Raw genomic sequence first — 21,189 nt, forward strand, 5'->3', positions numbered from 1 at the left:
CAACATCGAAACCATCAAAAGATCGCAGCCTACGGCAGTTCCTACAAGGGCGGCGTGTGCAGCAATACGAAATCGTTTTTATCGAAACGTCCGCTCAATACCGGTGGCTGGGCACCCAGCGGAGTGCCTTGCAAGGCGTTGTAGTCGTTTCGGTCCATCATCAGCCAGGCCGGCCCCGAGAGGGCTTCCAGTTCCTGTGTCGATTCGGTGAACACCGGTTGAAAGTCCTGCTCGATATTGACCATGAACTTGATCGCCTTGGCGTCTTTGCCCATGCCGTGCAGCACCAACGGCGCCGGCGCTTTTTGAATCTCTGCGAACGCGGCTCGACTGAAGGCTTGCGTGTCGTAAAGCTGACGTTCGACCGGTTCATACACCAGGATATAAACCGACCACAGCGCCAGGACTGCGCAACAGGCCAGCACCTCGGCTCGCCAGTGAGCGCAGAACCAAGCCGCCAGTGTGATGACTTGCAGAGCCGCAAGCACGATCAATACCGGCACAAAGGCAGGAGGTTGTGCTGGCAGACGCCGCTGAATGATCAGCAATGCGACAATCAACACCCCCGGTATCACCAGCCACAGCCCTTGCATCAAACCCCGCAACCAACCGAATACCCGACCTTGCGCCACCTGAAACGGGTACGCCGCAATGATCGCCGCCATGGGCAGCATCGGCAGCAGGTAACGGGCCTTTTTCGCCTGGGGAATCGATAAGCCAATCATCACGATCAACCCGGCCGCCGTGCAGTATTGCAACAAGCGTAATGCCGGACCTGCCTGCCGTGGATTCGTCAGCCAGACCGCGGCCAATACCAGCAGTGCCAATGGATAAGCGAGCGCATAGTTGCCAAACGAAGCGGTGAAGTAATACAGCGAACCACTGACGCCTTCACTGCCGTCCATGCGCCCCATGAACTGCATGCGCACCACGTCATGCATGAAGGCCGTTCCACCACTGGCTTCGGCCAGCCACAGCAGCGCGCCGACGCACACCACCAACAACACCGCCGCCAGCAGGCCAAAACCGAACAACCGTGACCATTGGCGATTGAGCAGGTAGTAGCTGCACAACATACCGGTGGGGATAACCAGCCCGATCGGCCCGCGAATCCCGAAGCCCAACAGCAGCAGCACAAAAATCAGCGGCCACCGACGGGGCATCGCGAAATGATCGGCGGCGTACCCAAGGTAGAACACCGAAAAGGCCACGGCCGCTAGCATCAGGTCCTGGGACACGGCACGGGTTTCAGTGACAAATGTACTGGTGAGCAACATCAACGCGATGCTCAGCAGCGCCCAGCGTGTGGAGCAGGGCGCGACCAACCGGTACATCAACGTGACGATCACCGCAGCGCCGATGGCAGTCGGCAACCACGCGGTGAGGCTATTGACCTGACCGAACGGCAGGGACAACAGCCAGACAAACACCGTAGACAGCGCCGAGTAATCGGCATAGGGCTGGCCATAGGTGGTCGGGAAAAACGACGGCCCGTGGCGCAGCATCTCCTGGGCGAACAGCACGAACCGCGAATCGAAACCGATTGCTGTTTGCTGATAGACCCCCGCGATGAACAGCATGAACGTCAGCAGCCCGAACCCTAAGGACTGCCGACGAATGCTGGGCGATACCGTACTCACGCGACGCCTGAGGCCGATGGCCATTGCTGAAGGGGAATTGGCAATTTGCGGGATTCACCACGGCCCATCGGGAAATACAGGAAGCCGCTGCGGGCCAGGCGCTCTGCGTCGTACAGGTTACGTCCGTCGAAAATCACCGGTGCATTCAGGCGTTGCTGGATCAGGTCGAAGTCTGGCGCCTTGAACTGCTGCCATTCGGTGCAGATGATCAAAGCGTCGGCACCCGAAAGGACTGATTCCGGCGTGCCCATGAGCATCAGCTTCGGTTCGTCAGGATAAAGGTGTTGGGTTTCCTGCATGGCTTCCGGGTCGAACGCCCGTACATTGGCCCCCGCAGCCCACAGCGATTCCAGTAGCACCCGGCTCGGCGCATCGCGCATGTCGTCGGTGTTGGGCTTGAAGGCCAGGCCCCAAACGGCGAAGGTCTTGTCGCGCAAATCACCCTTGTAGAACGCGTTGATGCGTTCGAACAATTTGTGTTTCTGCCGCTCGTTGATGGCTTCCACCGCTTGCAGCAGGTCGCTGTTGCAGTGGGCTTCTTCGGCACTGTGGATCAGAGCGCGCATATCCTTGGGGAAACACGAGCCGCCGTAACCGCAGCCGGGGTAGATGAAGTGGTAACCGATACGCGAGTCGGCACCGATGCCCAGCCGTACCGATTCGATGTCGGCACCCAGGTGTTCGGCCAGTTCGGCGATCTGGTTGATGAAGCTGATTTTGGTCGCCAGCATGCAGTTGGCGGCGTATTTGGTCAGCTCGGCGCTGCGCAGGTCCATGAACATGACGCGGTCATGGTTGCGGTTGAACGGTGCATAGAGGTCGCGCATCACGTCGCGCACTTCATCGCCTTCACAGCCGATGATGATGCGGTCCGGGCGCCGGCAATCGGCCACGGCCGAACCTTCTTTCAAAAACTCCGGGTTGGAAACGATATCGAACTGCAGCTGACGGCCGGCCTTGAGCAGGTACTGGTCGATATGGGCGCGCAGCGTATCGCCGGTGCCCACCGGCACCGTGGATTTCTCCACCAGGATCACCGGCTGTTCACGATGACGCGCGACCGCTTCACCCACGGACAACACGTATTGCAGATCCGCCGAACCATCCTCCCGGGACGGCGTGCCGACGGCGATGAACAGCACCTGGCCATGTTGCACCGCGAACTTTTCGTCCGAGGTGAAGTGCAGCCGCTTGGCATCCAGGCTTTCACGCACCAGGCTGGCCAGCCCCGGCTCGAAGATGCTGACGTGGCCTTGTTGCAGCAACGCAACTTTTTTCTCGTCAATGTCCATGCACACTACGTCATGGCCGACTTCAGCCAGGACGGCGGCTTGCACCAGACCAACGTAACCGCTACCAAATACACTGATTTTCATGATGCACTCCTAAGTTCGGGCGCGCGAGCAGGTCGAGAATTAATAGTAATGACCCCCAGGATGACCAGCGCCACTCCCAGGGTTTTTGAAAGACTGAAGGATTCGTTGAACAGTGGCAGGCTGGCGGCCAGCACATACACCAGCGCGTAGCTGATGCTCAGCAGCGAATAGGCCCGACCCAGCGGCACATCCCGCAGGGCCGCGAGCCAGGTGAGCATCGACACGGCATAGGCGAGGATGGCGGCCAGTACGACAATCACAGCGGGCATATCGACGCTGCCGCTGCTCAAGGCCGCTAACCACTGTTCGGGATGTGGCAAGCGAGTCATGCTCCAGCGCATGCCCAACTGCGCGGCGGTGCCCAGCACTACGCTGCCCATGGCAAAGGCGATTCCGCGACGCAGGCTCATGCGTGTTGCCCCAGCAACGCCACGCCACCAATCACCAGCGCCACGCCCAACCAGTGACGGCGGTCGATGACTTCGTGAAAGACGAAACGGGCGACCAGTGTGATCAGCACGAAATTCAGGCTGAGCATGGGATAGGCGATACCGACTTCGAGGCGCTGCAACACCAGCAGCCAGACCAGCAAGCCCAGCCCCAGAGAGGCGAGCGCCAGCCACAGCCAAGGCGAACGCAGTTTCTCGCCCCAACCCGAGGTCTTGCCACGCCAGCTTTCCACGGCGTACTTCTGGGCGATCTGGCCAAGGCAAGTCAGCAGGCAGGCGGTCAGGAGCAGCAACAGGCTCATGACGCATCCCGAGGGAAGATCAGGATCACCAGGTTGCCTTGTTCATAACGTTTGCCATCCTTGGGCAGCAGTTCGATTTCTTGCAGTTCGTCATCCCCTTTGACCCGCATCACCACGCCGACCGAACCACTCTGACGCGCTTCGCGCATCCACTGTTGCACGTGCTCAAGATCGACCCGCTGCTGTATTGCATCTGGATCAGGATAGTCGAGGCCGTATTTCAATTCGCCTATCGTGTTGTACAACGCCACCTCCGGGCGTTTCAAGCGCCAGGCCAGGGCCGAGGCAGCGCCCAGGTCGTTGCTCAACAGCTTGTCGGTCTGCGCCAGTTCCGGGGCGTGCTGGAGGATGAACTGGTCGGGCATCTTGTTAGCCACCACCGAATCCGGCATGCCGGCCGGCAGCACGCCGATCAGCAGCAAACTGCCAAAAGCCGGTGCCGCCCAGCATTGCAAGGGACGGAAGGCCTGCAGCAGGTTGGCCATGATCCAGCCGATCAACCCGATGAACACCAATACCAGGTTGTGCAGTTCGTGGGTGTACAGCGGTTTTTTCAGTTGCAGATAAACCAGCGCAATCAGGACGATCAGGCCCAGCGTCATGTTCAGCAGGCCATTGATCCCCAGCACCCGGCCTTGTTCCAGCTTCAGTCGGTCCGCCAGGGCATGGCCCAGCAACAACGCCAGAGGCAGCAGGCAGGGCATGATGTAGGTCGGCAGCTTGCCGTTGCTCAGGCTGAAAAACAGCAAGGGCATCAGCAACCACAGCAGCAGGAAAGCGATGTTGGCCTGACGCCGGGTCTGCCAGGCCTGTTTCAGCGCCGATGGCAGCAACGCCGCCCATGGCAGGCTGAACGCCACCAGCAGCGGCAGGTAGAACCACCATGGCGCATCGTGTTGGGCGTCATCCCCGGCGAAGCGGCGAATGTGTTCGTGCCAGAAGAAGAACCGCCAGTAATCGGGTTCCTGCGCGTGCACCGCCAAGGCCCACGGCAGGCTCACCGCGATGGCGACGATAATCGCCACCGGGCCGTAAGTCAGCAGTTCCCGCCAGCGTTTCTGCCAGAGCACCCAGGGCAGGGCGATCAACACCGGCAACGCCCAGGCGAGGAAGCCTTTGGTCATGAAACCCATGCCACAGGCAAGCCCCAGTACAGTCCAGCCGAGCAGACGCTGGCCACGGCTGGTGCTGTCCAGCGCAAACCACAAAGCCACCAGGCTCAGGTTTACCCAGAAGGTGAATTGCGGATCGAGGTTGGCGTAGCCGGCTTGCCCGGCGATGATCGCAAAGCTCATGTACAGCAGCGCACAGGCAAAACTCTTGCGCGGCTCGTTCCACAGCCGGTGAGCGATCAGGTAGCACAGCAACACGCTCAGCCCGGTGCTCAGCACCGAGGCAATACGTACGCCAAACAGATTGTCGCCAAACAGCGCCTGGCCGATAGCGATCATCCAGTAGCCCGCGATGGGCTTTTCGAAGTAACGCAGGCTCATGAAATGCGGCGACACCCAGTTACCGCTCAGGAGCATGTCCTGGCTGATCTGGGCGTAACGGGTTTCGTCGGGAATCCAAAGGCCGTGAGAGCCTAGCGGCAGCAGGTACGCCAGCGCCAGAACGACCAGTAATAACGGCAATGCCCAGGGTTTGCTCATGCGCCTTGAACCCCTAGCCAGCCTTCGCGACCCTCAAGAGTGCCGCGTACGACCCGGCCCTTAGGCAAGATGGCGGGGGCGTCGGGAAGCAAATTGCCCAAGGGTTGGAAATGAATATCACGTTGGCGAGCATCGGCCAATAATTGGCGAAAATCGTTGGCCATCAGAATCCCTTCTACTTCGGCATGGACAGTGTAGACATTGAGTTTTTGCGGGGAGAACCGCTCAAGAATGAAAGTGTTGAAGTCTTTGGCTGCAACGGTCGGGCCAACCACTTCGTCGAAGGTCGGCAGGTCCACCGGAATCTGCGGTGCGCCCAGACTACCATTGGTCAGGATTGGCTGGAACAGGTGCTGGCCCCGACAATCGCTGTTGTAGCGAAAGCCGAAACCTTGCTTGGCTTCGATCACACGCTCGTCCGCCCGCCAACCGGCGGAAGCCGAGCATTCGACTTTTTGGCCGAGGATGTCACTGAGGCTGTCGACGCCACGACGAATCTGCTCGATCAGTTGCGCCTGGCTCCAGCGTCCGGCATTGGCCTGCCAGCCGTGGTGATCCCAGGCGTGCAGGCCGACTTCATGCCCAGCCGCCTGGGCTTGACGCATCAGGTGCCCGAGGTCCCGACCGATCGGTTTACCCGGCCACGCAGTGCCTGCCAACAAAATATCCCAGCCATACAGGCCGGCAGCGTTGGAACGAAGCATCTTCCAGAGAAACTGCGGACGGATAAGGCGCCACAAGTGGCGCCCCATGTTGTCTGGCCCGACGCTGAAGAAAAACGTCGCCTTGACCTGTGCTTCATCGAGTATTTCGAGTAACCGCGGCACCCCTTCACGGGTGCCTCGGTAGGTGTCGACATCGATTCGAAGGCCTGCCTGCATCAACGTTTTTTGTCCGCGATTTCGAGCATGGCCTCGCGCAGGAAGAAGTCCAGCGTGTTGCCGATGGTTTCCTTCATCTCCACGGTGGGTGCCCAGTCAAGCAGACGCTTGGCGTTGGCGATGCTCGGTTTGCGGTGAGACACGTCCTGATAGCCAGTGCCGTAGAAAGCCTTGCTTTCGATATCGCGGAAACCGGCGAATGGCGGGAAGTTGTCGCGCAACGGGTGAGCTTCGAACTGACGCAGCAGTTCTTCGCCCAGCTGACGAATGCTGGCTTCGTTGTCCGGGTTGCCGATGTTGATGATCTGGCCGTTGCAGACATCGTTGTCGTTGTCGATGATCCGCGCCAGGGCTTCGACGCCATCGGCGATGTCGGTGAAGCAGCGTTTTTGTTCGCCGCCGTCGAACAGGCGAATTGGCGTGCCTTCCACCAGGTTCAGGATCAACTGGGTGATGGCCCGGGAGCTGCCGATACGCGCCGAGTCCAGACGGTCCAGGCGTGGGCCCATCCAGTTGAAAGGGCGGAACAGGGTGAAGTTCAGGCCTTTCTGGCCGTAAGCCCAGATCACTCGGTCAAGCAGCTGCTTGGAGATCGAGTAGATCCAGCGTTGCTTGTTGATCGGCCCAACCACCAGGTTGGAGCTGTCTTCGTCGAAGTTGGCGTCCTGGCACATGCCATAGACTTCGGAGGTCGACGGGAAGATCACGCGCTTGTTGTATTTGACGCAGTAGCGAACCAGTTTCAGGTTCTCTTCGAAGTCCAGTTCGAATACACGCAGCGGATTGCGGGTGTATTCGATCGGCGTGGCGATCGCCACCAGCGGCAGGACCACGTCGCATTTCTTGATGTGGTACTCGATCCACTCCGAGTGGATGCTGATATCGCCTTCGACGAAGTGGAAGTTCGGATGGCTGCGCAGGCGCTCGATGGCGTCCGAGCCGATGTCCAGGCCGTACACTTCATAGCGGTCGTCACGCAGCAGGCGCTCGGACAGGTGATTGCCGATGAAGCCGTTGACGCCAAGGATCAGCACGCGGGTGCGACGCGGTGCACGGCCCGATTCGGCGCCACGCAGCACAGAACCGTCGACCAGCCCCAGCTCATTGGCCAGTTGTGGACCGCTGAGGTACAGGCCGTTGTCGTTGCGTTGGCCGGCGTTGACCACCAGCGAGTCTTCGCCGCAGGCGATGCGCAGCGGATCGACGCTGATAACCCGGCCCGGTGCCTGGCCTTCGTTGCCCTTGACGACATCCGCGCTCCAGACAATCAACTTGTGCTCGCCCACGGCACAGAACGCGCCCGGGTAAGGTTGGGTCACGGCGCGGACCAGATTGAACAGTTCTTCGGCAGGTTTACTCCAGACCAGTTTGCCGTCCGCCGGGGTGCGACGGCCAAACACTGTGGCTTTGGATTCGTCCTGTGGGGTTTCGCTGATTTTGCCCTGAAGCAAGGCAGGCAAGGTGTCGCGCAGCAGATCGCTGGCGGCCTGGCGCAATTTGGCGTGCAGGGTCAGCGCGGTGTCGGCGCGCTCGATCGCTACCCGCTCCTGGGCAATGATGGCGCCGGCATCGGCACGTTTGACCATGCGGTGCAGGGTCACGCCGGTCTCGGTTTCACCGTTGACCAGTACCCAGTTGGCCGGTGCGCGGCCACGGTAGCGAGGCAGCAACGAACCGTGCAGGTTGAAGGCGCCTTTGCTGGCCGTGGCCAACAGTGGTTCGCTCAGCAGGTTGCGGTAGTAGAACGAAAACAGGTACTCGGGATTGAGTTTGCTGATGCGCTCGATCCACAGCGGGTGGTTGGCGTCTTCCGGGGCATGCACCGGGATGCCTTTACGGGCGCACAGTTGCGCAACCGAGCCATAGAACGCATTTTCCTTCGGGTCATCGGGATGGGTGAACACGGCTGCAATCTCGAAACCGCTGGCAAGCAGGGATTCGATGCCGGCACAGCCAATATCGTGATAAGCGAAGACAACAGCTTTTGCACTCATGAGAGAACCTGATCTGAAGAAGTGGAAGTGAGACCGTCAACGGTGACAACGGGGGCAGGAGCAGAAGGGGTGCTACGTAAAACTTTTTCGATAAAGAACCGTGGACGTGCCCGGACGTCGCTGTACATGCGACCCAGGTACTCGCCCAGCAGGCCCATGCCAATGAATTGCCCGCCGGTGAAAACGAACAGTACGGCGAACAGGACGAACGTACCGCCGCCCGCCCAACCGGCGCCGAAAGCCATGCGCAGCACAATCAACGCGATGGCGAACAGCACGCCTAGGCCGGCCATGCCGAAGCCGACGATGCTCAGCAATCGCAGGGGCGTGGTCGTCATGCAGGTGATCAGATCGAACATCAGGTTGATCAGGCGCATCGGGCTGTATTTGGATTCGCCGTGTTCACGCTCGGCGTGGGTCACCAGAATTTCCGTGGTGTGCCGGGCGAAGCTGTTGGCCAGGATCGGGATGAACGTGCTGCGTTCGCGGCAGGCGAGCATGGCGTCGACGATGGTGCGGCGGTAGGCGCGCAGCATGCAGCCGTAGTCGCTCATGGCAACACCGGTGGAGCGTTGCACGGCAAGGTTGATCAGCTTCGACGGCCAGCGACGCAAGGCCGAGTCCTGACGGTTGTTGCGCACCGTGGCGACTACGTCATAGCCCAGTTCGGCCTGAGCCACCAGCCGCGGGATTTCTTCAGGCGGGTTCTGCAGGTCGGCGTCGAGGGTGATCACCACGTCGCCCTTGCATTGTTCGAACCCTGCCATGATCGCCGCGTGCTGGCCGTAGTTGCGGTTGAGAATGACCGCCACCACCGGGCTGCCGTCGAGACTGGCCGCCTCCTCGAGGATTTGCGCCGAGTTGTCGCGGCTGCCGTCGTCGACCAGCACAATTTCGTAGTCATGGTGCAGTTGCTGGCACGCCGCTTCGGTGCGCCGAAGCAACTCGGGCAGACTGTCCTCCTCGTTATAGACCGGGATGACGATTGATACGCAACGGATCGGATAAGGTTTCACAGGCTTCTGTCCAGTGTTTTTTCAATGGCGCCGACGACACGATCGACATCATCGGTGGTCATGTCGGGGAACAACGGGATCGAACACAGCCGCGCCGAGTTCCATTCGGTGTTGGGCAGGTAGATGTTGGGGAAACGCTGCCGGTAGTAAGTGTGCAGGTGGGTGGCGATGAAGTGAATACCTGTGCCGATGTTCTGTTCCTGCAACGCCTTCATGAACGCCTCGCGATCCAGCCCGCAACGTTCGGCGTCGATGCGCAGGATGAACAGATGCCAGGCGTGCTGTTGCGCATGGGCCGGAATGGCCAGCGGTTGCACCGGCAGGCCTTCAAGGCGTTGCAGGTAGGTCTGGGCCAGCTCTGTGCGCTTGGCGTTGATCGCGTCCAGGCGTTCCAGCTGAACCAGGGCGATGGCGGCATTGATGTCGGCCAGGTTGTACTTGAAGCCGGGTTCGATCACCTGGGCCTGGGGTTTGCGGCCGTGGGTGAGGCGGTCGTAGGCGTCGACGCCCAGGCCATGGAACTTGAGCATGCGTACCCGATTGGCCAGGGCTTCATCGTCGCTGACGAACATCGCGCCCTCGGCGCAGGTCATGTTCTTGATCGCGTGGAACGAGAAGATCGCCGTGCCTTGGGCGCCGACATGCCGACCTTTATAGAAAGTGCCCGCTGCGTGAGCCGCGTCTTCGATGACGGTGATGCCATGTTTGTCGGCCAGAGCGTAGAGCGGATCGAGGTCGAATGCCGCGCCGGCGTAATGCACCGGAATGATTGCCTTGGTGCGAGGCGTGATCGCCGCTTCGATGCTCTCCAGGTCGCTCATCAACGTGTCGCGGTCAACGTCGACAAAAACCGGCGTCGCACCGAGCAGGCAGATCATGTTGGCGGTCGACACCCAGGTCTGGGACGGAGTGATGACTTCGTCACCGGGACCGATACCCAAGGCCAACAAAGTAATGTGCATGCCACCGGTGGCCGAGGACAATGCGACGGCATGCCGACAGCCGACATAGTTGGCGAAGTGTTCTTCCAGTTGCTGGTTTTTCGGCCCGGTAGTGATCCAGCCAGAGCGCAGTACTTGCTCTACCGCAGCAATTTCTTCATCGCCGATACTCGGGCGAGAGAAGGGGAGAAACGCCTGACTCATGGGCACCTCGGAACTGAAAAAAAATTAGACTATCAGGCTTGAACGTTGGATCCAACATCAGCGTAGACGCTAAAACAAAAGCGGCATCAAGCAGTTGCCAGTAATTTGTGACAAATTACATCGGTTGACTTTGCTTGTCATGCCCGACGGGTTGGACGCTATCAAGACGCCATCTGTGATCCGTTGAGGGTAAGCGCGATTTTGTGAAAGGAACATGAAAAACCGGTAGGTGATTCGTTTTATTTCAAGCCCATACAGGCACTGTTCAGGCTTCTACCGGCTCATCGCATTTTTTGTAGGGAAAGGCGTACAGAAGTGTCTGCCTTGATGGACTTGCGCTGCATTGCTTAGTTGTTTTTTTGAATTGTTATATTCGGGGGCGATTTCGTTTCTCGCCCGTTACCGATTCAAAAGCTTAAGGTTCGCTCAGTACATGAGCATGGCCGATGGTCGACACATGAACCTCGCTCCCAGCGGGTGGCGCATGCATGCCGGAACTGCGCACCAGCAATGAACGCCCCGGACGGTCATCAGCGTTCAACGTCTGCAATTCCACGGTCAATGTGCAGGTATTACCGCCGAAGTCGCATTCGGTGACCACGCCGCGACAGCCGTCCTGTTGCTCCAGGCCGTGGGGCGCGCTGATCAGCTGAAGTTGCTCGGGGCGCAGCATGATTTGCGCTGATCGGTTGTTTCTGTGGTTGTTGACCGGTATGCGACCCAGATCGCAATGAGCCCAACCCGCTTCGATTCTGGCCGGCATGACCACGGCATCCCCGAGAAACAGGGCGGTTTGTTCATCGGCGGGATAGCGGTAAAGGTCCAGCGGATGTCCGGATTGCACTAGCCGGCCCTGACGCATCACCGCCAACTGATCGGCGAATGACAACGCTTCACTTTGATCGTGAGTCACCAGAATGGTCGTGACACCGGCGTCAGCCAGAAGCCTTGCGACCAATTTGCGCATGGCGGCGCGCAAACCGGTATCGAGTGCCGAAAACGGCTCGTCCAGCAACATCAGCCGTGGTTGTTGCGCCAGGGCCCGGGCCAGCGCGACACGCTGTTGCTGGCCGCCGGAGAGTTCATGCGGCCAACGATTGGCCATACTCGAGTCCAGTGCCACGCTGTCCATCAACTCGGCGACACGTTCCTGTTTGGCAACGCCCTTGGCCGCCAGCCCGAAACCGATGTTGGCGGCTACGGTCATGTGCGGGAACAGCGCACCATCCTGCGGAACATAGCCGATCAAGCGTTGATGCGCGGGGACCTCGCGGGTGCCGTCGACCAGCATTTGACCATTGAGCGCAAGGCTGCCCGAGTCCGGGAACTCGAAACCGGCGATCATTCGCAGCAAGGTGGTCTTGCCCGAACCGGACGGGCCGACGATCACCGTACGGCTTCCCGTCGGCACCGACAGGCTGATGTTCTCCAGGGCTCGGTGAGAACCGTAGGACTTGCAGATCGAGTGGAGTTCAAGAGCGTTCATCGGCCAGCCGTGCGTTTGGATTGATGGTAAAGAAGTCCGGTTAACGGAAGCGACAGCAGAATCATGAGCAAGGCATAGGGCGCCGCGGCGGCATAGTCGATTTCACTGGTCATTGCCCAGAAACCGGTAGCCAGGGTGCGCGTGCCATTGGGGGCGAGCAGCAGGGTGGCGGTCAACTCATTGCTGACCGCCAGAAACACCAGCGCAGCGCCGGCGGCAGCACCGGGTGCGGCCAGGCGCAGAGTGATCAGCCACAACGCCCGACCAGGCGAACGGCCGAGGCTGCGCGCCATGTTCTCCAGTTCCACCGGCGCCTGGGCGATGCCTGCGCGCAAACTCACCAGGGCGCGGGGCAAAAACATCAGTAAATACGCCAGCAGCACCGTGATGGTGGTCTGGTAAATCGGCCGGGCAAAATGAATCGTCAGCGTTACCAGCGCCAGCGCAACGACAATCCCCGGCAACGCGCTGGTAATGTAGTTGCAGCTTTCCAGTACACGTTGCAACGGGCCCGGTGAGCGAATCGACAGCCAGGCGATCGGGATGGCCGCGCATGTGGTAATGAGCGCGCCGGCGGCCCCGAGCATCAGCGTCTGCTCCAGCGCCGGCAGCAGTTCGCTCAGGTTCCAGACTGGCGCGCCACCGTCGATCAGCCACTTGCCAAGGGTGATCAACGGCACACCGAGTGCCAGCACACAGGTCATGCCTTGCAGCGTCAGCGCGAGCAGGGTGGTGCGCAACTTCAAGCGCACAATCCTTTGTTCGCGCGCGCTTCCCGACCCGACCCGGGCGTAGCGCGCCGTGCCGCGAGCAGCCGACTCGGCCGTCAGCATGGCCAGGCAGCAGAGCGCGAGGACGCCGGCCAGCATATTGGCGGCAGGCCCGTTGAAGGTGGACTTGAACTGATCGAAGATGGCCGTGGTGAAGGTGTCGAAGCGAATCATCGCGTACAGACCGTACTCGGCCAGCAGGTGCAGCCCCACCAGCAAGGCACCGCCGCAGATGGCCAGGCGCAACTGCGGCAGCACCACGCGAAAGAACACTGCCCAGGGCTTGAGCCCCAACGACTCGGAGACATCTTCGATAGCCGGATCGAGCCGGCGCAAAGTCGCTGCTATCGGCAGGTAAAGAAACGGGAAATAGGCGATGACCGACACCAGAACGCCGGCAAACAGGCCATGAATCGGTGGCACCAGACTGACCCACGCATAGCTGTGCACGAATGCCGGCACCGCCAGCGGCGCCGTCGCCAACAGCGACCACCAGCGCCGCCCCGGCAAGTTGGTGCGTTCCGTCAACCAGGCCAGCGCCAGACCCAGTGCGATGCACAAGGGAATGGTGAGCACCACCAGCAGCACGGTGTTGATCAGCAACTCGCCGACGCGTGGGCGCCATACCAGCGTCACCAGCGTCGCCCAGCCAGTCTGCACCGATACGCCGATCACGAAAGCAATCGGCAGCAACGCCAGCAACGACATCAGCACCGACAGGCTAATCACCCAGGCGCCGCCGCGGCCCGAGAAGACGCCGCGAGAGCGTGCGCGCAAGTTTACAGAGGACGCCGCAGCGACCTCTGCCGGTAGCGTTTCAGGCAACAATTAGAGCAACCCGGCCTGGGTCATCAGCTCAACCGCCTTTTTGCTGTCGAGTTTCGAGACGTCGACAGTCGGAGCGTCGAGTTGCTGCAGCGGCACCAGTTTCGGATTGGACTCTGCATTCTTGCCCACGGCGTATTCAAACGAGTTGCCGTTCTTGAGGATCGCCTGGCCGTCTTTGCCGGTAATCCATTTCAGGAATGCCTGAGCCTGTTCCTTGTGTTGACTGGAGGCCAGGACGCCACCGCCGGACAGGCTGACAAAGGCACCTGGATCCTTGTGTTTGAAGTAGCTCAGCGAGGTGTTCTTGCTGTTCTCGCCGGTCTTGGACTGATCGACGAAGCTGTAATAGTGATAGATCACGCCGCTGTCGATCTGACCGGCATTGACCGCCTTGAGCACGGCGCTGTTGCCCCGGTAGGCGGTGAAGTTGGTTTTCATCGCTTTCAGCCAGTCGAGGGTGGCGGCTTCACCCTTGAGTTCCAGTACCGCTGCGACGATGGCCTGGAAGTCGGCACCGGCTGGCGAAGCGGCCCAGCGACCTTTCCAGTTCGGTGCGGCGAGGTCCATCAACGATTTTGGCAAGTCTGCTTCAGCCAGCTTGCTTGGGTTATAGACGAACACCGTGGAGCGTGCGGCAATCCCTACCCATTTGCCATGCGCCGGACGATAGGCCGCGCCCACTTGTTCCAGCGTGCTCGGCGCAACCGGTGCAAACAGCCCCGCGTTGTCGACCAGCACCATCGCCGGGGAGTTTTCGGTCAGGAACACGTCGGCCGGGGAGGCTGCACCTTCCTGCACGAGCTGATTGCCCATCTCGGTGTCGTCGCCATTGCGCACGGTCACTTTGATGCCGGTTTCCTTGGTGAAACCTTCGACCCAGGATTTGGTCAGGCTTTCGTGTTGAGCGTTGTAGACCACGATACCCTCCGTCTGCGCAGCGGCATACACGTGACCGGCGCTGAGGAAAGCAGTGGTCAGCAATGCGTTTTTAAGGAACGAGGGGATACGGGAAATCATTCTGTTGACGGCTCCTGTTTTTTTAGTCAACACGCGCAGATTCATTATGGGAACAATGCGAATCATTTGCATGTTTGAGTCGCCGCGAATGTAGAGCGCCAAATGAGAAAAAAACGTCAAAAAAATCGTAAATAGATGTCATTTCACGGTCGACGGAAAACTTGAGCCGACACGGTGGTGGGCAACTTTCAAGCGATATCTTCGATCGGAGTGTGGCCTTGGGCCTCTTGGCTGAACTTTGGCCTGGTCTGAGGTGACGTGGGGCTCAAGGCTTATAACGCATCATGGCAATGGTCACGCGTGTTCCTGTCTGCGGCGTACTTTGAACCGTCAGATGTCCACCCAGTCTTTCGACAATCCGCTTGCAGTGGGCAAAGCCAAGCCCGAACGACGATGATTGCGACCGTGCGGCGTCGGCACGGAAAAACACTTGCCCCAATTGCCGGACTTCTTGCGCGGACATGCCTGCACCGTTATCGGTGATCCGGATGATCAAACCGCTGCCCGGATGTTCGTCCAGCGTGACGTCGACGGCGCCGCCGGCCGGGGTGTACTTGATGGCGTTGTCCAGCAGGTTGCCAAACACCACTTCCCACTGTTCCGGTCCTCCGGCGACTTGGGCCTGATAATCCTCCAGCAGATGCAGGGAGAGACTGAGACCTTTGAGTTCGGCAGCCTTGCGCCAACGCTCGACGGCATTGAGCGCATTGTCATTCAACCCGCTTGCCTGCCCGGCAATCTCGGCGGTGCCCTCCAGTTGCGCAAGGTCCAACAGGCCGAGAGACAGGCGCTTGAGCACCTGCATTTCGGCCAGCACATCACGACAGGTCTGGGCGTAATCTTCGGCGTGCCGTGGCCGCGCCAGAATGACCTCTAGCGCAGAGGTCACGGCAGCAATCGGCGTCTTCAGTTCATGGGAGGCGTTGGCGATAAACAGCCGTTGATGTTCCAGCACCTCCTGAACCGCCGCTTCCATTTGCGCGTAGCTGTCGAACAGCAGTTTTTCTTCCGCCGAGTGCGCCTCGAACACCACCCGGCGGGTGAATTCCGGCGGCTTCAAGGTGCGCAGTTGTCGAGCGAAATGGCGAAGGTTGCGGGTGGAGAGCGACACCACGATAAAACTGCCAAGCGTCGTCAACAGCAATATCCCTATCGCGGCCAGCGCCACCACCCGTTTGAAGGCGTTGACCGCATTGAGCACCGGTTGCGCGTTGGTGGCCACCAGCAGCCTGGCTTTCAGCGGGCCTTCGGGGCTGGCGCGCTCAAGGTCGCCCATCTGTGCGATCCATTTCTCGTGACCGACATCGAACAGGAACGTCTCTTCGTCGCCCGCGCGAACCTGACTCATGGCCTCGCGAAGCGCTTTGCGCATTGACGGCGTTGGTCCCCAGGATTCTTGCAGCATCTCACCCGATATCGATGACAAGTCAAAAAACAGGTCGTGATCGTGATCCAGTTCCGAGGCGAATTCACCCTGGCGCTGATAGACCAACTGCGCGTTTTCGACGCTGATCAGCGACTCGATGACGTCCGACTGGGTATCGAGATGGTGCCGCAGTTCATCGAGCCGGGTGGTTTGCACCCAATGACTCAGCCACACATAGCCGACGAGCAACACACACGCCTGAACCACGAACAGCGTGAGCGCGATTTTGATGTTCAGTGCCAGGTTACGCCACACGAAGGATCAACCCTTTGCCGCGAACGGTTTCAATCTCGACGTCGGCCCCAGCCAACTTGCGTCGCAGGCGATTGAGCAGCACGTCCAGGCTGTTGCTGTCCGGCTCGCTGTCGAAAGGGTAGAGCAACCCCAGCAATACCGTGCGGGTCTGCAACTGATTCGCCTTGCCGGCCAGCGCCACCAGTAGATTGTATTCCATGCCCGTGAGATCCAGCGGACGGTCGCCGATGCTGACCCGCAAGGTGTCGAGTTCGATGTTCAGATTGCCCAGTGTCAGCGATTTCGAGCCACGGGCGATCGAGCGCCGATAGAGGGCATTGAGCCGCGACACCAATTCGATCATTTCGAAAGGTTTGCTCAGATAATCGTCGGCGCCGCGATCCAGGCCCTGCACCCGATCCACTACTTCGCTTCTGGCCGTGACCATGATCACCGGCACGTCGTTGCCCTTGCCGCGCACCACGCTGAGTACTTCCAGACCCGATATCTGCGGCAGCATCCAGTCCAGCACCAACACGTCGTATTCACTGGCATCGGCATAGTACAAGGCCTCTTTGCCGTCCCTGGCCAGATCCACCACCCAGCCTTCTTCCTCAAGCCCGCGCTTGATGCTGTTACCCAGCAGGGCATTGTCTTCGGCCACCAGAACCTTCATCGCTCGCTTCCTGATCAGGCATTGCAGGCGTGCATTCATTGCATGTCCGGCACGCACTGGCAAGCCGTCGCACAGCCATGTGACTTCGTTAACAAGCGGTTCATTTTCGCTTCTTTAGACTGCCCGCCAGTGGTGAGCGAGCCCTTCGGCTTCGATTCGCTTTTCAGTCCCTTTTCTGGATTTCTTCCATGAGCCTTTCCAGTCGACGCCTGTCGTTCATCCTCCTGACGGGGCTGCTGGCCTGTCTGGTGGCTGCGACATTTTCCAGCCTGGCCACTCATGTGCGCTTCGGGCTGGAGTTTCGCGGTGGTTACGAGATTTATTACGTTGTGAACCCGGCACCGGGCAAAACCCGGCTCGCCAAGGATGACTTGTTGCAGACGGTCGCGATCCTGAGTAAACGCGCCGACAGCATTGGTATTACCGAACCGGACATCCGGGTCGAGGGCGCCAACCATATTCGGGTGAAACTGGCAGGCCTGACGTCCGCCGAAGAATCACGCTCGCTGCTCGGAAGTTCGCAGGGGTTGCCCACGCAGCTGACCGAGAAATACACCCAGACCGTCGGCAGCGTACTCGGCAAAACCGCGCTGGCGGAAACCGTTCAGGCAGGTTTGATCGGCATCGCCTGTATTTTCCTGTTGCTGGTGGGGCTGTACCGCACTGCCGGTTTGATCGCCGCGTTTTGTACGCTGGTCTACCTGTGGCTATTGCTGATTGTATTCACCGCCTCGGGTGCCACCTTGTCGCTGTCGGCGGTGGTCGCGTTTGTGCTGGGCATTGGCATGGCGGCGGATGCGAGCATCATTTGCCTGGAACGTATTCGCGAGGAAATCGACCTTGGCCGGTCTCTGCGCGAAGCCGTGGATAACGGTTTCAAAGGCTCGCTGCCGACGATACGTGATGCAAACCTGGTGACCGCGCTGGCGATGATTGCCTTGTTCGCGGCCGGCATCGGGCCGATTCAAGGATTTGCGCTGACCATGCTGGTGAGCATCGTGATCAGTGTCGCCACTAACTTCTTGCTGATTCGCCAGCTGATGCTGTGGCTGGTCGATACCCAGTGGGTCAGCCAGCGTTGGTTGATCGGAAAGAGCAAGCCGCGCGCCACCAAGGCTCGCCGTTTCAACTTCGTGGGCCTGGGTAAAACGGCGATTGTGGTCTCGTTGCTGACCATCGTTTCCGGCTCGCTGTATTACCGCGCTCACGGCCTGAACCTGGACATTGATTTTACCGCCGGCACTGCGCTGGACATCGACGTCGACCGTGCGATCACTCAGGAAACCGCCACGCAAATCATGACCGGGGCGGGCACCATCCCGGCCACCGTGGCCGTGGGCGGTGCACAGAATCAGCACATCGCCGTACGCTTCGATGAAGTGCTCAAGCCCGCTGATCTGAAGCAGATCATTACTGCGTTCAAGGGTAAGTATCAGACCGTAGAGTACGAGGAAAACACCGCAGACCCGGGCGTTGCACGGGATTTTGCCACTCGGGCCATTTATGCGGTGATTGCGGCATTCGCCAGCATCGCAATCTATATCGGCCTGCGTTTCTCCTGGGCCATCGCCTTGGCAACCTTGCTGCCGATCGTTCAGGACATCCTCATCGTTTCGGCGATCTTCTCGCTGTTCAAGTTCGAGATCGACGTCACTTACATCGCTGCATTGCTGACGATCATCGGCTATTCACTGAACGACAAGATCGTGATCTTCGGACGCATTGTCGAAAACGTGAAAAAGTCCCCGCCGGTGGATGCGCTGGCCTTGTGGAGCCTGATCAACCTGAGCATCAGCCAGACCCTGAGGCGTTCGCTGTACACCGTGCTGACAGTGGTGATGGCGTCGACCTGCCTGTATCTGTTTGCCTGCGAACCGTTGCAGATGTTCTCGCTGGCTCTGGTGCTGGGTCTGATATCCGGCGCGGTGTCGTCGATTTTCATGTCCAGCGCTATCTGGCTGACGCTTTCCCGGCGAAGCTTTCGGGTGGCGAAGGTTGGTTCAACATTGAAACTCAGCCCCAAGCGTGTCCCGCATCTGGCGTCCACGCCGTTCCTGGGGGCACTGCTGTTCGTCTGCACGGTCGGCGTCGGTGGGTGGTTCTGGGTGCCGGCTCAGGCAACGGCCGGTAAAACGACGGTGAGCGCCTCGACGGTGACCGGTTCCCTTGGCGATTTGTCGAGTTTCCGGACGATTACCGTAGACACTGCCCGTTTAGTGGACGCCGGCGACCTGAAAGCAGCCAAGGCTCGCATCACCGATCTGGAAACAGCGTGGGATCAAGCCGAAGAAACCTTGCAGCCGAAGTCGCCGGCTGACTGGACTTCGGTCGATAAATCGATTGATCGTGCACTGTCCCAACTGCGCTCCGGCAACCCGGATCCGCAAGCCTGTGCCGAAGCCTTGAAGACCCTGCTGGCCAAGTTTGATAGCAAGCAGATCAGTGCCGCCATCCCCGTAGCAGCCACTCCCGCCGGGTCGATGGGCGATCTGTCCTACCTGATGGCCATCATTACCGACACCGAAAAGCTACTGGGCAGTGGCGACATGAAAGGTGCAAGGGCCAGGATCACTGACCTGGAAAGTGCCTGGGACCAAAACGAGGAACAACTGCGACCGATTGATCCTGAAGGCTGGACCTCCATCGACAAGTCCCTGGACCGGGCGTTGAAGCAAGTCAGAACCGGGTCGCCGGATCTGACTGCGTGTACTGAGGCGCTGGAAACCCTGGCGACGAAGATCGACAGCAAGCGCCTGCACTGACACCTATTCGGCCCGGGGAATATACGCCACGCTCTGGTCTTCACGGCCGTGGAATATGCGCTCGCCGTTGGTGGGCGTGGTGGTGATGACCTGATGGTCGGCACTCAGGTAGTCCAGCGGTACTGCATCACCGTTGCGGTACTGGGTGATAACGATGGTGCGTTGCGGGTCCCAGTGCTGGCCGCTGGTGTTGTCCAGCCAGGTCATCAGCGCGGCGGTATCGCCGGTGCGAGGAAAGTCCTGGCTTTGCTGCACGTAATAGAAGGGGGCGCCGCCGGTTTGCAGGTACATCGGCACTTTGTTGTCCACCTCGATCATCACCATGCGCCATGTATTGAGCGGTGCGCGTTTGCTGGCCTCAAGCCTGACCGTCTCACCGAACTGAACCACGCCGCCACCGCCGTTGGTCCAGGGATAGAACACACCGAGTATCGCCATCAACAACACAGCGGTCAGGCCGAAACCGATTTTCAATCGGCGACTACCGAACCTGTCTGTGGCGTTGCGTTCGGCCATTCGCCGGGTGATCCACCAGGCGCCCAGCAACTGGGCGAAGGGCACCAGGGGCAATACGTAGTAACTGCGTCGACTGCCGCTGGCCGTGAAAAACAGCATCAACAGACCCAACCCCCAAACCAGCCAGCGCGTATTGGGTTCGACGCTGCGCCAGTGGCGCAGCGCAAACCACAACCCCAGCATCCAGCAAGGCGCCCATGGCAGAGTGTAGACCGGGAGGTAAATCAAATAGGTGTAGATCGGTCCGATGTTGTCGAAGGGCTGGAAAAACCGCACGACGTTTTCCCGCAGCACCAGGCCCAGGCCACTTTCGCCATAAGTCGGCGCGCCGTAGAGGTGCGACAATATGAATGGCGTCATGTAAAACGCCCCGGCGATGACCAGGGCGCCGCACAGCCGCAGATTGAGATGGCTTTTCCAGCGACCGTCCTGCACCACATGCGGTAATAGCAGCAAGCCCGGCAGAATGAAGCCGATCAGGCCTTTGAACAATGAGGTCAGGGACAACAGCAGGAAAAACACCAGGTAACGGCTGAAACGCGTGTCTTGCGGCCCGCGCCAATACCACCACACCGCCGCCAGCACACCGCAGACGGTGAGGATGTCGGCGGTGGCGACCCGTGCCCAGAACACGAAATAAAAGGTGGTCGCCAGCATCCACCCGGCAATCAATCCGGTGCCTTTGCGCATTAGCTGCTCGCCGATCAAGTACACCAGCCAGACGCTCAGCCAGGCGGCAACCACCGAAGACAAGCGTAATGACCAGTGCCCTAAACCGCCGGTCAGCCAGGCGGTGGCCGTGATCAGCCAGTAGGAGGGCAGCGGTTTGTCGTAATACGGCCCGCCCTTGAGGTAGGGATCGAAATAGTCACCGCTCTGGAGCATTTGCAACGCGATGTTGGCCCAGCGGGTTTCCGGCCCCCATAACTCCCGCGTGCCCAGGCCCAACAACAAAATCAGCGCAGAGGCGCCGAGCAGGAGCGCCAAGGCGCCCCTGTCACTAGCCCGAAGGTTCATAG

The 21,189-nt window shown here is 59.9% G+C and carries 16 protein-coding genes; 1 reads left to right on the forward strand and 15 read right to left on the reverse strand.

Annotated features, from left to right (window positions below; translation table 11 throughout):
- Nucleotides 1-41: 41 nt before the first annotated feature.
- The 14 genes from PGR6_RS14045 to PGR6_RS14110 all read right to left on the reverse strand — a co-directional run bounded on the left by PGR6_RS14045 (nucleotide 42) and on the right by PGR6_RS14110 (nucleotide 16,892).
- Complete coding sequence (locus tag PGR6_RS14045; protein WP_064617796.1) at nucleotides 42-1,664, reverse strand: ArnT family glycosyltransferase; 1,623 nt, start codon at nucleotides 1,662-1,664, stop codon at nucleotides 42-44.
- Nucleotides 1,637-3,016, reverse strand: a complete 1,380-nt coding sequence (locus tag PGR6_RS14050; protein WP_018925828.1) for a UDP-glucose dehydrogenase family protein — start codon at nucleotides 3,014-3,016, stop codon at nucleotides 1,637-1,639. Before PGR6_RS14050 ends, PGR6_RS14045 begins: the two co-directional genes overlap by 28 nt.
- Complete coding sequence (gene arnF / locus PGR6_RS14055; protein WP_019578860.1) at nucleotides 3,013-3,426, reverse strand: 4-amino-4-deoxy-L-arabinose-phosphoundecaprenol flippase subunit ArnF; 414 nt, start codon at nucleotides 3,424-3,426, stop codon at nucleotides 3,013-3,015. Before arnF ends, PGR6_RS14050 begins: the two co-directional genes overlap by 4 nt.
- A complete protein-coding gene (gene arnE, locus PGR6_RS14060; RefSeq protein WP_018925830.1) occupies nucleotides 3,423-3,767 on the reverse strand; it encodes a 4-amino-4-deoxy-L-arabinose-phosphoundecaprenol flippase subunit ArnE in 345 nt (114 codons plus the stop codon). Before arnE ends, arnF begins: the two co-directional genes overlap by 4 nt.
- Complete coding sequence (arnT, locus tag PGR6_RS14065; protein WP_064617798.1) at nucleotides 3,764-5,419, reverse strand: lipid IV(A) 4-amino-4-deoxy-L-arabinosyltransferase; 1,656 nt, start codon at nucleotides 5,417-5,419, stop codon at nucleotides 3,764-3,766. Before arnT ends, arnE begins: the two co-directional genes overlap by 4 nt.
- Entirely contained in the window at nucleotides 5,416-6,300 is an 885-nt protein-coding gene (gene arnD / locus PGR6_RS14070) for a 4-deoxy-4-formamido-L-arabinose-phosphoundecaprenol deformylase (protein WP_064617800.1), read from the reverse strand. The genes arnT and arnD overlap by 4 nt, the downstream gene beginning before the upstream one ends.
- A complete protein-coding gene (arnA, locus tag PGR6_RS14075; protein ID WP_018925833.1) occupies nucleotides 6,300-8,294 on the reverse strand; it encodes a bifunctional UDP-4-amino-4-deoxy-L-arabinose formyltransferase/UDP-glucuronic acid oxidase ArnA in 1,995 nt (664 codons plus the stop codon). Before arnA ends, arnD begins: the two co-directional genes overlap by 1 nt.
- Nucleotides 8,291-9,310: an undecaprenyl-phosphate 4-deoxy-4-formamido-L-arabinose transferase gene (gene arnC, locus PGR6_RS14080; RefSeq protein ID WP_018925834.1), complete on the reverse strand. Its 1,020-nt coding sequence runs from the start codon at nucleotides 9,308-9,310 to the stop codon at nucleotides 8,291-8,293. The genes arnA and arnC overlap by 4 nt, the downstream gene beginning before the upstream one ends.
- Complete coding sequence (arnB, locus tag PGR6_RS14085) at nucleotides 9,307-10,455, reverse strand: UDP-4-amino-4-deoxy-L-arabinose aminotransferase (protein ID WP_018925835.1); 1,149 nt, start codon at nucleotides 10,453-10,455, stop codon at nucleotides 9,307-9,309. Before arnB ends, arnC begins: the two co-directional genes overlap by 4 nt.
- A 415-nt stretch (nucleotides 10,456-10,870) precedes the next feature.
- Nucleotides 10,871-11,941, reverse strand: coding sequence for an ABC transporter ATP-binding protein (locus PGR6_RS14090; RefSeq protein WP_018925836.1), 1,071 nt, complete (start codon nucleotides 11,939-11,941; stop codon nucleotides 10,871-10,873).
- A complete protein-coding gene (locus PGR6_RS14095; protein WP_064621272.1) occupies nucleotides 11,938-13,536 on the reverse strand; it encodes an ABC transporter permease in 1,599 nt (532 codons plus the stop codon). The genes PGR6_RS14090 and PGR6_RS14095 overlap by 4 nt, the downstream gene beginning before the upstream one ends.
- 3 nt (nucleotides 13,537-13,539) lie before the next feature.
- Entirely contained in the window at nucleotides 13,540-14,556 is a 1,017-nt protein-coding gene (locus PGR6_RS14100; RefSeq protein ID WP_064617803.1) for an iron ABC transporter substrate-binding protein, read from the reverse strand.
- Between the two features lie 265 nt (nucleotides 14,557-14,821).
- Entirely contained in the window at nucleotides 14,822-16,237 is a 1,416-nt protein-coding gene (locus tag PGR6_RS14105) for a sensor histidine kinase (protein ID WP_064617805.1), read from the reverse strand.
- A complete protein-coding gene (locus PGR6_RS14110; RefSeq protein ID WP_064617807.1) occupies nucleotides 16,227-16,892 on the reverse strand; it encodes a response regulator transcription factor in 666 nt (221 codons plus the stop codon). Before PGR6_RS14110 ends, PGR6_RS14105 begins: the two co-directional genes overlap by 11 nt.
- Nucleotides 16,893-17,080: 188 nt before the next feature.
- Here PGR6_RS14110 and secF point away from each other — a divergent pair, with 188 nt between their 5' ends.
- Nucleotides 17,081-19,654, forward strand: coding sequence for a protein translocase subunit SecF (gene secF, locus PGR6_RS14115; protein WP_064617809.1), 2,574 nt, complete (start codon nucleotides 17,081-17,083; stop codon nucleotides 19,652-19,654).
- Nucleotides 19,655-19,657: 3 nt separating this feature from the next.
- Here secF and PGR6_RS14120 read toward each other — a convergent pair whose 3' ends face one another.
- Nucleotides 19,658-21,187, reverse strand: a complete 1,530-nt coding sequence (locus tag PGR6_RS14120) for an ArnT family glycosyltransferase (RefSeq protein ID WP_018925842.1) — start codon at nucleotides 21,185-21,187, stop codon at nucleotides 19,658-19,660.
- Between the last annotated feature and the right edge of the window lie 2 nt (nucleotides 21,188-21,189).

The organism is Pseudomonas sp. GR 6-02, from assembly GCF_001655615.1.
Taxonomy (GTDB): domain Bacteria; phylum Pseudomonadota; class Gammaproteobacteria; order Pseudomonadales; family Pseudomonadaceae; genus Aquipseudomonas.